The organism is Peribacillus sp. YIM B13472 (assembly GCF_042788005.1).
Taxonomy (GTDB): Bacteria; Bacillota; Bacilli; order Bacillales; family DSM-1321; genus Peribacillus; species Peribacillus simplex_E.
On the sequence record NZ_JBHZPG010000032.1, the window covers coordinates 1 to 12,759 of the forward strand.

The 12,759-nt window shown below is 40.0% G+C and carries 12 protein-coding genes and 1 riboswitch; of the genes, 7 read left to right on the forward strand and 5 right to left on the reverse strand.

Annotated elements, in window-relative coordinates; translation table 11 throughout:
- Positions 1-179: 179 nt before the first annotated feature.
- The 4 genes from ACFX4I_RS20160 to ACFX4I_RS20175 form a co-directional block, all read right to left on the reverse strand.
- On the reverse strand, positions 180-863 hold the full coding sequence (locus ACFX4I_RS20160; RefSeq protein WP_283931805.1) for an LrgB family protein: 684 nt from the start codon (positions 861-863) through the stop codon (positions 180-182).
- Positions 838-1,230: a CidA/LrgA family protein gene (locus tag ACFX4I_RS20165; protein ID WP_230301631.1), complete on the reverse strand. Its 393-nt coding sequence runs from the start codon at positions 1,228-1,230 to the stop codon at positions 838-840. The genes ACFX4I_RS20160 and ACFX4I_RS20165 overlap by 26 nt, the downstream gene beginning before the upstream one ends.
- A gap of 205 nt (positions 1,231-1,435) precedes the next feature.
- Positions 1,436-1,990 carry a GNAT family N-acetyltransferase gene (locus ACFX4I_RS20170; protein ID WP_230301630.1) on the reverse strand — a complete coding sequence of 185 codons (555 nt, stop codon included), beginning with the start codon at positions 1,988-1,990 and terminating at the stop codon, positions 1,436-1,438.
- A gap of 333 nt (positions 1,991-2,323) precedes the next feature.
- Positions 2,324-3,103, reverse strand: a complete 780-nt coding sequence (locus ACFX4I_RS20175; RefSeq protein WP_377422705.1) for an undecaprenyl-diphosphate phosphatase — start codon at positions 3,101-3,103, stop codon at positions 2,324-2,326.
- A gap of 225 nt (positions 3,104-3,328) precedes the next feature.
- On the opposite strand from ACFX4I_RS20175, the gene ACFX4I_RS20180 reads away from it, so the two are divergent.
- From ACFX4I_RS20180 to dapF, 5 genes are all read left to right on the forward strand, one after another.
- Positions 3,329-3,649, forward strand: coding sequence for a DUF4870 domain-containing protein (locus ACFX4I_RS20180; protein ID WP_034311189.1), 321 nt, complete (start codon positions 3,329-3,331; stop codon positions 3,647-3,649).
- 229 nt (positions 3,650-3,878) lie between these two features.
- Complete coding sequence (locus ACFX4I_RS20185; RefSeq protein ID WP_377422627.1) at positions 3,879-4,673, forward strand: hypothetical protein; 795 nt, start codon at positions 3,879-3,881, stop codon at positions 4,671-4,673.
- An 89-nt stretch (positions 4,674-4,762) separates the two neighbouring features.
- A complete protein-coding gene (locus tag ACFX4I_RS20190; RefSeq protein ID WP_230301628.1) occupies positions 4,763-5,335 on the forward strand; it encodes a beta-class carbonic anhydrase in 573 nt (190 codons plus the stop codon).
- A 156-nt stretch (positions 5,336-5,491) separates the two neighbouring features.
- A complete protein-coding gene (locus ACFX4I_RS20195; protein ID WP_377422629.1) occupies positions 5,492-6,793 on the forward strand; it encodes an NCS2 family permease in 1,302 nt (433 codons plus the stop codon).
- Positions 6,794-6,976: 183 nt separating this feature from the next.
- Positions 6,977-7,963, forward strand: a complete 987-nt coding sequence (gene dapF, locus ACFX4I_RS20200) for a diaminopimelate epimerase (RefSeq protein WP_230301626.1) — start codon at positions 6,977-6,979, stop codon at positions 7,961-7,963.
- Between the two features lie 533 nt (positions 7,964-8,496).
- On the opposite strand, the gene ligD is transcribed toward dapF, so the two are convergent.
- Complete coding sequence (gene ligD, locus ACFX4I_RS20205) at positions 8,497-10,368, reverse strand: DNA ligase D (RefSeq protein ID WP_377422631.1); 1,872 nt, start codon at positions 10,366-10,368, stop codon at positions 8,497-8,499.
- Between the two features lie 151 nt (positions 10,369-10,519).
- Between ligD and ku the strand changes: the two genes are divergently transcribed.
- Both ku and ACFX4I_RS20215 read left to right on the forward strand, forming a co-directional pair.
- The gene (ku, locus tag ACFX4I_RS20210; RefSeq protein ID WP_377422633.1) at positions 10,520-11,362 is read left to right on the forward strand and encodes a non-homologous end joining protein Ku; all 843 of its coding nucleotides are present in this window, start codon (positions 10,520-10,522) and stop codon (positions 11,360-11,362) included.
- Between the two features lie 504 nt (positions 11,363-11,866).
- A complete protein-coding gene (locus ACFX4I_RS20215) occupies positions 11,867-12,517 on the forward strand; it encodes an MOSC domain-containing protein (RefSeq protein WP_377422635.1) in 651 nt (216 codons plus the stop codon).
- Between the two features lie 111 nt (positions 12,518-12,628).
- A riboswitch (SAM riboswitch) is annotated at positions 12,629-12,727 on the forward strand.
- The last annotated feature ends 32 nt before the right edge of the window (positions 12,728-12,759 follow it).

Here is a 12,759-nt window from a genome sequence, read left to right on the forward strand (position 1 = left end):
AACACTCTGTACATTCTAAATACTAATAAATTAATTCAAACAAAGACATTGACTAATCGTAAGAAAGGCATGAGCCCGGTAGATTACCGGGTTCATGCCCTCAAGGCTGCCTAAGTAAATAAAGTGTCTAACTTTTTGGGTTCACTTCAAACGTCGTTGACGCTGCGGTTCTTTTTATATTATAAGAAATTACTTATAAAAGGAAAGAAACAGGAAATAAGGATACCTGCGATAGCCATTGCCGCACCAGCGACAGCCCCGGTAAACTCACTTTCCTGGGCAGCTTGAGCCGTTCCGAGACCATGCGCGATCGTACCATAAGCGATACCACGTGCAAAGGGCATCGTAATGTTCAGTTTATCCATCATTTTTGGAGCAATCATCGTACCAAGTACCCCAGTCAAAATGACGAAGGCTGCTGATATATTGGAATTTCCGCCATAAAGTTCCGTGATTTCAACAGCGATGGGCACTGTAATGGATTTAACTGCCAATCCTTGGAGTATGAATTGCGGAAGTGAAAATGCTTTAGCGATGGCGAAGGCAATGATCAATGTGACCAAAAGACCAAAAATCATGCCGCTAATTGCCGGCATTGCATATTTTACGATTATTTTTCTATTTTTAAAAAGTGGTACGGCCAAAGCAACGGTAGCCGGTCCCAGGAAATAGGTGATGATGTCTTTTCCTGGTGAATAATCTTCGAAGTCCAAACCGCTGATCAGCAGTACGAGAATAATTGTAACCGTACTGAAAAATACGGGCGTCGTAAAAGGTGATGGATGTTTAGCATATATTTTCCTTCCGATGAAATAGGCTAGGATGGTTATCAAGATGCTATAAGTTGTGATGAGCGCTGTCATGCTGCTTAACCTCTCCTCTATGGGATAGCTTCTGAACGGTCCAAGCTGAAACGATGAATCCAAAAATCAGGCTGACTCCCAATGTTAGTGCCAATGGCAAACCGAATTTAATGAAAAGCCATCCCATGGTCATTAAACTGATTGAAATGGGAATGAAGAAAAAGGCTAAGTGCTTCACCAAAAATCCTGAAGTAAGTTCAATCCATTCGACTTTTATAACCTTCGTCTGTAATAAACCGAATAATAGAATCATACCGATGACGTTGCCTGGTATGGGTAAATGAAGTAAATTGGCTAAATAATAGCCGAGCTTGCAAATGATGAGCAGGAAGATGAGCTGCACGATAAAAGCAAATGTTTTTTTCATGATTAAGTCCTTTCAATGACGCTTTGAATATATTGTTGAATTGGTCAATTGTATTCATTATAAAAAAATATCCCTAAAAATAATAGGGATTTGCAGCAAACGATGTTAAACATCCTGTGAAAATGGAAAAAAGAGCTTTCCAGGTTTGGAAGCTCCGGCCATTATATGAAAAGATAAACAAAGTCATGTTGAAATGTTCTTCGCTCTATGCTTCAAGTAACTGCTGTTCGTCATCATCATGCTGTCTAAGGATATGAAAGGTGTATAAATCTTTAGGGATTTCATACAAATCGTAGATATCTCCTTCATGATTGATCTGATCATAAAGGGATTTTCTTGTTTCGTTGGCATTGACGGCATAGGGAAGCTTTTCTGCGGCTTTTATAGAGCGGATATTTTTTTTGCGAATACGCATGAAGACCGTTTCCAAACCGAGCTCGAAAAAAAGCTCTTTAAAGAAAGCGTCTTTTGCAACGACATTATACCCTTTTCCATGATAAGGCTTGCCAAGCCATGTGCCTAAGAAACCTGCACCATTTTCAATATCGTATAAAGAAATACAACCGATGGGATTTTCCCATTCATCCAAGATTGTTCGTGAAATGAGTTGCCCAGCATCTTCGGCTTCGATCGTTTGCTTAGTAATGAAAACATATTCTTCATATGAATCTACTTTATGGCGCACGAAAGGGAAGACATCTGGATGCGTCATTTGTTCATAAAGAGAAAAACAATCTGTGAAATCTCTCTTTTTTAACATTTCCGTCCCTCCGTTTGAGGGCAGTTCTTATGCGTAGTCGCTGCCCACCCTCGAAATTTTTTAAGTCGTTCATCAAAAAATTTCGGGGTGGGAATCGAACCCACTAGAACCGGAAACCGGTGGCGCACCATTTGCCTTCCCTATTTTTATTGTCAGAAAATATGCAAGTCAAAAGAACCTTACGAAGGTATAATACTAAAAAAAAAACGGTTTGGGAATAGGTTTTTTGCCTTTTTTTTTCGTCAAATTTCAACTTTTTCAACAAGGGTGAATTTGAAAGGCAAACGTATGCATTTTTCCATGAAAAACTGATTTTTCCGCCTGCTTTTTTCTTTAAAATTCACCTGTGAATTGCATGAATAAAATGATTACGCCGAGGGTCCATACATATATGGAGAATATTTTCAGTGAACGCTTTTTTAAGAAATCGATCATCCATACTACGGCTATATAACCAAAGATTGCTGCTGCCAGGGTTCCGACGAATAGAGCAGTGAGTGGAAGCCGTTCAACTTCTCCTGTAAAAATCGGTTTCATCTGAAATACAATTCCCCCGGTAATGGCAGGAATTGATAGTAAAAAGGAAAAATAGGCTGCAGTGGCCCTATTCAGCCTGCAGAATAGGCCAGCGGCTATCGTTAGGCCGGAACGCGAAAGGGCAGGCATGATGGCAGCGGCTTGGAAGGTACCGATGATCAAGGCATCTTTAATCGAAATTTCATTAAGGGATTTGCCGCCTTTTCTTACTCCGTCCGCTACCCATAAAATCAGTCCGGTCGCTAAAAATTCCCAGCCTATTGTCACGCCTGTTTTTGAAAGGCCATCGAACCAATCCCCGAGTAAAATGCCGGCAATCACTGCAGGGATTGTCCCGGCAATGAGAAGCAGAGTCATTTTGGAGAAAGGGTTTTTCAAAAGAGCAATAATGTCATTCTTATAGACGACCAATAACGCCAGCAAGGTTCCGATATGGAGCATGGTATCCAGAAAAATGCCGGCCTCGTCAAGATGGAAAATATGCCGTCCTAAATATAAATGTCCAGTGCTTGAAATAGGTAAAAACTCAGTCAAGCCTTGAATGATCCCAAGGATGAAGGCTTGAAATTCGTTCAGCAAAAAAACATCACTCCATTCTAGAAGATATGGGACATCCATTATTTAAACTGTATGCACAAGACGGATGAACATATTCTGATTTTTTGTCATATGTATTGCCAATTGGGTTTTATGAAGAAAAGGCAGTCCAATTTTACCTTTTTCGAATATAATAAGAGGAAAAATGAAACTATTTTACACTTGATTCGTAATTATTCATATGAGAAAGGAGGAGAAGACACTATGCCTACTAAAGATGAAAGAGTGTTTGCTGCCCTTATTTATGTGATCAGCTTTTTTACAGCATTTATCGGTCCTTTGGTGATTTGGTTATTGAAGAAGGACTCGTCACAATTTGTGGATTATCACGGAAGGGAATACCTGAATTTTTTCATTTCCTACACCGTATATTCAATAGTTGCAGGTATACTCACTATAGTATTGGTTGGATTCTTGCTATTGCCGGTTATCGGGATAGCTTTAGTCGTATTCACCATCATAGCTGCCGTTAGGGCTTATGAAGGAACGGATTATAGGTTCCCGTTGATTTTCAGGATATTATAGTAATGATGTAAAAGGATTCCGTTCAATTCGGAGTCCTTTTTTATTTGAACCAAGTTGGGAAGTACCCTACATTAAAAAGGGAATAGATCACATTAAAGCGAATAAAGTATTATGATAACTACTTCAATGCACTTTTAGGAAGTGGATGCCGGGCGGCTGGTGGTAATGCTAATAAATTTTCGTTCAAGGCGGCAATCTTTCTTGTAAGGAGTGAGGAGCAGAGCAGGATATGAATATACGTGAATATTATCAGAAAACGAGCAATTCAAATTTTCATGCATCTTGGATATCACTTCTTTTGGCCATTGTATTTTTCATTTGCCATATTTTTTCGATGATACCGGGCAATATACTATTGATAACGTCTCCTTTTATTTTCTTTAGCATTGCCCAATTTGTCAGTCATCGTATATATGAAAATAGAATGAAGGAATTGCCTGATGAACACATCGGGACAAATGCTGGGTTATTTAAAAATGAACATGTTTTATTGACTTTTATGCCAGCACCGACATTGCGCCTGCTTCTCTTTGCGCCGGATGGGTCGCTAATGGGCGAGGTACGGGATTTGAATATGAAGTGGTTCATGTGGATGATCCCCAATTTCTTGTCGATGCTCCTGGCCAAGCGTTATGAACTGGTGGACAATGAGGGGCGTTTGCTGGCTAAGTACCATATCCAAAGGGGACTTTTCAATAAAATGACGATCATGGATGATCAGGGCGGCATTATTGGATCGTATCAAGAAAATCGGTCATTCGTGAAGATTAATGGAATGATATATAAGGAAGATGGTACGGAATGGATGCCCATTGAAACGCCGGGAAGTGTGAATTCATTCGAGATTGCCACAATAGAAGGGGGGAAGATCGTTTCATACCAAGAGGGCTGGATGCCTTTGGAGTGGGGGAAACGATTCAAGACAAATACACCCATACTTTCTTTTTCATCAAATGTTGATGAAATTCCTAAAATCATCGTCTTTGGGTTCTGTGCAGCCACTCTAAATCATCGTTCAAATTGACTATGGTTACCCTTTAGCAAATCTTTTAGATATTTGATATAATCATAATGGAATACATAGATTAAATACAAAATAAAAAGGTGGTAAATATGAGTTTACTTAATGAGATTCTTGATTTTAATGAACAGTTTGTAGAAAAAGGTGAATATGTCAAGTATAGAACTGATAAGTTCCCTGAGAAACGTATGGTCATCATAAGCTGTATGGACACTCGGCTCGTTGAACTATTGCCAAAATCCTTGAATGTCAAAAATGGCGATGTCAAAATCCTGAAGACTGCCGGGGCAATCGTCTCCCATCCATTCGGAAGTGTCATGCGGAGTATCCTTGTTGCCGTTTATGAGCTAAAGGCAGATGAAGTATTGGTCATTCCTCACCATGATTGCGGGATGGCATCAGTAGATGCTGATTCTCTAGTAGGGAAGATGCTCGAACGTGATATTCCACAGAGCACCATCGATACCCTTGGAGCTTCAGGAATAGATATTCGCAGTTGGCTTCGCGGTTTTGATGATGTTTATGAAAGTTGTAAGAAAAGTGTGGAAGTGATTAAAGGACACCCTTTGATCCCTAAAAATATTCCTGTACATGGTCTTATCATTTCACCTGATACAGGGAAGCTGGAATTGGTAGTCGATGGGTATGCGGAAGGACAAAAATAATATATTCAACGAGGCTGTCGGGATTATTTCCGACAGTTTTTTTCAAATTTTGATCAATACTATTTATTTTTATCCTTTTTTTTGTTAAAATCGCCAAGTGTAGTTTGTCACTAATACAAACGGGTGGGCGAGGGATAAATTTAATAAGGATACAACATGAAGAAATTAAACTTGGAAACGTTTTTTCATTTTTCCGACTATGGAACGAATGGAAAACGTGAAATCCTTGCTGGAGTGGTCGGCTATTTTACAATAGTCTATATTCTCATCGTGAATTCCCTGATTTTATCGGAAGCGGGCATTCCGATTAATGGTGCAGTGATTGCGACGATTATTTTATCTGCTTTAAGCTGTGTCATGATAGGACTTTGGGCGAATGTCCCAATCCTCCTCGTTCCAGGAATGGGCGTAAATGCCCTATTTGCTTATACCATGGTTCAAGGAATGGGTCTATCTTGGCAATCGGCACTTGGTGCTGTGTTTGTCTCAGGGGTTATTTTTGTAGTCATCGCTTTTACAAAATACTCTAAGTTAATCAGTGATTCGATCCCAAGGTCGATAAAAGAAGCCATATCTGTCGGTCTTGGCTTATTCTTGATGCTAATCGGTCTCGAGAAGGGCGGGATAATCACGAGAGGTTCATCATCTATCGTCGCACTGGGAGATTTAAGCGATCCAGCGGTGTGTGCAACGGTGTTGACCTTTTTACTGGCAATCACTCTGTTCATCAAGAATGTCCCCGGTAATTTCATGATTACCATCCTGGCAGGCAGCCTTATTGCGTATTGGTTCGGGACGGTTCAACTGTCAAAAATCCATTTTTCAGGCATTGACACAGCTTCCTACGGCGATCTCTTCTTTTCATTATCGTTCTTGGAAGCGAACCGGATTGAATTCTGGATAAGTGTATTTGCGATGACGATGGTTCTTGTTTTTGAAAATATTGGTCTTGTACACGGGCATGTAGATAGCATAAACCGCCAGGATGCCTATAAAAAGTCGTTGCAGGCGACAAGTGTGTCCGTTCTGTTTTCAGGCATATTCGGTTCGAGTCCTACCGTTGCTACAGTAGAAACGGCAGCTGGGATCGCATCAGGAGGCAGAACTGGTTTTACTTCAGTGGTGACGGGCGTGCTATTCATTCTTTCACTGCTATTTATACCGGTGATTAAAGTAATCCCTGATAGCGCCATTGCCCCCATCTTAATTATCATTGGCATTTTGATGCTCGGAAATATTAAAGAGCTGGATTTCAGCGATTTAACCGAGAGCATACCTGCAATCATGATCATCACGATCATTCCTTTCACTTACAGTATTGCCGATGGAATGGCATTCGGTTTCATCCTGTACCCGTTCTTAAAGCTTGTAACCGGAAAAGCGAGAGAAGTGTCAGCCCCGATGTATGTGAGTGCCGGAATGTTTATCGTCTATTTCATCATTGGTATGATCGGTTAATAATTCAAAAGAGCGGTTGGAATGAGTTAATTCTTATTCCAACCGCTCTTCTTATTGGTTTTTTCAACGGAAAAAATGGATTTATTGTGATTTACGCGATGACACATCCATCTTGAAAATGCTATGATATAGAATATTAAAAAAATGATAAATGACAAGCAGCATATTAGAGGATGTGACAGGATGATTATTGAAGGTTTAAAAAGCCATGGTTCAGGAAATGATTTCTTAATCATTGATGAATTGACTACGACCCTGACGTTTACTGAAGAAGAGCGGAAAAATTTCGCGAAGGCCCTATGCGATAGGGAGAGGCTTGGAGCGGATGGTATTTTGTTCGTAATGAAAAGTGAACATGCTGACTGCCGGATGCGTGTCTTTAATGCGGATGGATCGGAAGCCTCGATGTGCGGCAATGGACTTCGCTGTGTTGCACGTTACGCGAACGACGTTTTAGGGCTCGATAAAATGATCGTGGAAACCATGAAGGCAAATCTACTCGTGGAAAAAACGGAAGATATTTATGAGGGAATTCCGACTTTCAAGGTGGAAATTTCCCCGGTAAGTTTTAATGTGAAGGATCTACCTCTTGTATTGGCTAAAGAACAATTGCAAAACGAATTATTGCCGGAACTTCATGATACCTTATTATTTTCGGCATTGGCAGTTCCTAATCCACATTTGATCACGCTCGTCGATAGTGAGGTTTTACAAAGTGATTTGCAGGATGAACTTTCAACAAAGGTCAATCAACCGAATGAGCTTTTCCCTGATGGTGTCAATGTCAGCTTTGTGAAAGAGCTGGAACCAGGGAGCATTTATGTGCGGACATTCGAACGGGGGGTAGGCTTCACGAATGCATGTGGAACGGCGATGTCGGCTTCAAGCCTAGTAACATGCTCTGTTGGTTTAAACGCTTTGGAAAGTGAAATATCTGTCTACAATAACGGCGGAAAAGTTAAATGCGTGGTCCACCATGATGTAGAAAGCCAAAAGTATTCAATTGATTTAATTGGGAACGCAACCTATGAATTCAAGATATCGATTGAAATAGATTTAGTTCAGCCTGAAAAATTTGAAGTACTTGAAAAAGAGGATTTTGAATTGGAAACAAGCTTATATGCCAAGCTTCAGGATGAAGTTCAAAGTTATTTGAAAACAAAATTATAAAGAAATTTTCAGACTGCAGGCAAACTCGAAGAAAAGTGAGTTTGCCTGCAGTTTTCTTATTTGAAAAAATTGCAGTTGATTTCAGATCCGCTCACTTTCCGCCGACTGTCTGCCAAGCCTCCTCGGCTCAAGAGCCTGTGGGGTCTCGACTAGCCAGTTATTCGGCAGGAGTGTCGCAAATTTCTTCCATCCATTAAGGATTACATAAAAAAAACTGAAGGATAAACTAGTCTTAAATAGGATTCGGAATAAGACGAGCCAGCAGTTTTTTCTTATAATACACAAAGTTGATTGGAACGGAAGGCGCGAGACTCCTGCGGGAAAAGCGAGTCCAAGGGAGACCCCACAGGCGCAAGAGCGCCGAGGAGGCTCCCGGACCGCCCGCGGAAAGCGAGTGCCTGGAGTGGAAATCAACGATCAGAATTACTATCCTTCAAAAAAATGTTCGAGTTAATTTCAGAAGTCCGCTCCCTAACCGCTCGACTGTCTGCCAAGCTGCATCAAAGCAAAACCCGCCCGCGGAAAGCGCGTTTCTAGAGCAACTTTCCATCTTGCCAATTAGTTATTGGTCTTTTTTGTTTTAGGAACGACAATACTTCCAAAAAGGCTGGCCCATTATCGACGAGTCTGTAATCCATAAATGCACACCCTTCTCTTTTTATTCTGTTTGGTATGGTTTCAATCGTAAAGTCCTTTAACTGGAGACTTTCGTCCACTTCCTCCCAAAACAAAGGTGTAGCCACACCAGCGAAAGAATTTCCCCGCGGGGAATAAGGAATGATGATGGTTTTTCCTTCACTATGCTGAACAAAGTCCAAGTATAGTCGATTATGCCGATTAATTTTCATTCTTTCCGTTGTAAAATCATTTGGGTTGGAACTTGTTAAGTAGTCACCGAGAAAGTCGGTGAAAATGCGTGTCTCCTGATAAGTAAATCTGTCTTCAGGCAGTGGGATGTGAATTTGCAGTCCTTTGTTACCTGACGTTTTTACAAAAGCTTTTATCCTTAATGATTCCATCACCTTTTTTATTTCCTGTGCGGCCTTTATCGCTAAGGAGAAAAATTCGATGGAAGGAGGATCCAAGTCCAGGACGATTTCGTCGGGGCGTGTTTTACCCGCTTTCTGAAATGGCGCATGGAATTCCAATGCAAGTTGATTGCCAAACCAAAGAAGCGTTTCAATATCGTTACATAGCATATACTCGATATCCTCATCAATGAACGTTTTAATAAAGGACGGCGCATATTCAGGTTTGTTTTTCTGGAAAAATCTTTCTTTATCCAAAGTGCCGTGAGGATAGCGGATCGTCGTAAGCAGTTTATCCTTCAAGAAGGGTAAAAAGAAAGCTGAAACCTCCCGTAAATAATGAAGGTATTCAACTTTTACCACCTGTTCATCTCCTGTTATCCAAAGCGGTTTATCCCTGGAAGTTATTTGTACCGTATCTGGAAAAGTATATTGACCTAGCACGAATTTCTCCCAGGTACATTCTTCGGGAGCCGTTTGTAAAAGCCATTGCGAAAACTGAGGCTCACGCAATTCATTTTCCTCATACACGTGTAAGAATTGAACTTCGATGCAAATGGATGGATGGATATAAAAATATTGTGCGTCTTCGTCTGATGCATTTTGCTTGATCAGTTCATGCAATATCCTTTTATCTTGAGCACTCAGTCCATTTTTCACACTTCCGATTTTGGTTACGACACCTTCTTTGAAAACGGCGAGGGAAACGTAACCATTTTCTTTGTGCAATGCTGTAATGAAACAAGAAACGGTCTTCCAATTTTTCACCTTAATCCAAGAGGTAGTACGTTTTCCTTCTTGCCAAGAACCACGAATTTCCTTGGCGACAACCCCTTCGCCATCTAATAGGGTGACCTTATTCAAGGCATTATCCAAAACGTCAAAACTCTCAATTAATTGTATCAAAGCCTTTTCTTTGGGATCAGGAGGCATAGGAAAGCCAAGATTTGCCCCCATATTCAACATCAATTTCCTTCGTTCTTCCATAGGTATTGCTGCTACGTTTTTTCCGCTGATGCTAAGCAGGTCAAATGCTATAAACCGGCATGGGGAAAAACGGGCTTTTTCTGAAATTAAGGATTGTTTCCCAAGGCGTCCTCGCCACTGTATTTGAAAAAAGTCAGCTTTCGCCTGATTGGTAAGCCAGACCAATTCTCCATCTAACTGAATCGGGAGATATTCTTCCAGGTCCAGATCTTTGATGTAAGCAATGATTTCCGGGAATTGTGGTGATAATTCCTTTTCGTTCCGACTAGAAATGCTTATGGTATCGGAGTCTATCGTTAAAATAGCCCTAAAGCCGTCATATTTGACTTCATAACGCCAATCCTTGGAGTTGGGGGCTTCCGGGTAATAGGTTGGCAGCATCGGTTTCATTTTTGTATTTACCTCCGCAAATAATTGATTAACATTATTTTGCCAAAAAAACGAAGTGTTAAAGTTGGCAATTGTTTTTTCGGTTTTTTTTGAACGAAGGGGAATAATAAAATTGTTCTTCTCTTTAAAAATAAGTTATGAGGTGACGAATATGCATACGATGTGGAAGGGGAGCATATCATTCGGTTTGGTGAACATTCCGATCAAACTTCATGCTGCAACGGAGGATAAGGATATTTCTTTGAGGACGCTGCATAAGGAATGTCATTCACCGATTAAATACGAAAAGGTTTGTCCGGTATGTCAGAAAGAAGTGGGGAAGGATGATATAGTCCGCGCTTTTGAGTATACAAAGGGAAAGTTTGTTGTATTGGCGGACAATGAACTAGAACAACTGAAAAAACAAAACGAAGAAAAAGCAGTGGAAATCGTGGATTTCGTTAAAATTGAAGAAATAGATCCAATTTATTTTAACCGGAGTTATTACATGTCCCCTAATGACGGAGGGATAAAAGCTTATTCCCTTTTGAGGCAGGCCCTCAAGGAATCGAATAAGGTAGGGTTAGCGAAAATCATCATTCGCTCTAAAGAACAAATGGCGGTAATCCGGGTCGTTGATAATACCTTGGTGATGGAAACGATTCATTATCCGGATGAGGTCCGCTCCACAGCGGATGTTCCGAATATCCCTGCCAATGATACCATTGTAAAAAAAGAAATCGATACTGCCGTATTGTTGATAGATCAATTAACGACTACTTTCGATCCGACAAAATACACCGATGACTATCGTACCGCGTTACTTGAATTGATTGAATCAAAGAAAACTGGACAGACGACGATTACAGCCAAAACAAAAGAACCAGTTTCCAACAATGTAACCGATTTAATGGAGGCATTACAGGCATCCATTGACCGTACGAAACATGATGAACCGGAAATGAAAAAGACAACCCGAAAGAAAGTGGCACCGAAAAAAAAGAAACAAGCTTAAACAGGAAGCTGAGCGGAAGACGCATGATGTCGCTCGGCTTTCTGCTTGTTTTAACAAGGGATTTGCCTTCTAATAAGGTAATGAAAGTGATTAACGGAGGGAGATTTACATAGGTAAGGATAGTGCAAATATGTAAATGATCACAATGTGAGGGACAAAATGTAATTAAAAGAAAATGGTGGGTGGAAATGCAGGCAAAAAAAATTCGCTCCCTAAAGAGCGACAATGAGGAATTCAATCGTGAAAATCAACATATAGGCGAACGGTTGTAGTTTTCGACTATATATTGTGTTCATATTCTACCATATTTAATTCTAAAATAGCAACAAAATTACTGAAACTATCCTATGAATTTTTCTGGAAATCAATGATATTTCGCACACTTAACGGCTCATGTGGCTTTTGCATTTTCATATTCTTAAAAAAACTACAGAATAAAATGGATTTTTAGTATAATTTATACATACATAATGATATAAATTAAATATGAATGGAAGATGCAAAATGCAAAATGGAAAAATCAAAGAACTTCATGCCGGGAAGCCGAAGCATGAAATTTTTTCGAATATTGATATCTTTTCAGCAATGGATAAACAAGCACAGGATAATGTAACAGTGACTAAATCAGGTATAATTGGTGATGGAGTAGGTAATGTAAAGTTCCATGGAGGTCCTGATCGCGCTTTGTGCTTTTACCCCTTTGAGCATTATTCATTATGGAATGAAAAATTCTCTAAAAAGCTGGAAATCCCTGCATTCGGTGAAAATTTAACTATAGCGGGAATGAGGGAAGAAACAACGTATATCGGCGATATTTATCAAATAGGCGAAGTGATTGTTCAAATTAACCAGGGGAGGATACCTTGTTCGACCATTTCCCACTTCAATCAAGAACCTAAGTTTTTGGAACTCGTGCTGAAAACGAGTTTCACTGGCTATTTTGCAAGAGTACTTCAACAAGGAACGATAAATAAACATAACGAGATTGTGCTGATAGATCGTTTGCAAGAAAAAATTTCAGTTCATTATGCAGCAGAGGTAATTCTTCATAAACGAGATGGGCTGGAAGGCGCAAAGGCTTTACTTACACTAGACTCGTTAGCGGAAGACTGGAAACAAAGGATCTTGAAGAGGGTTCAAGCTGCAAAAGATTGAATGATTTTTGCAAAAGTGAAAAAAATGTCGATCAGGTATTGAAATTGACAGATTATTAATGTAAATTAAATATAATCAAATTTTGAAATCTTATGAAAATTATATAAATGGATCTTATCGAGAGAGGTGGAGGGACTGGCCCGAAGAAACCTCAGCAACCAGCTTAGGCAAAGGTGCTAAATCCAGCAAGCAGAGCTTGATAGATGAGGAGAATGTTTCAAAAAACCTTCTTCTTTGAGAAG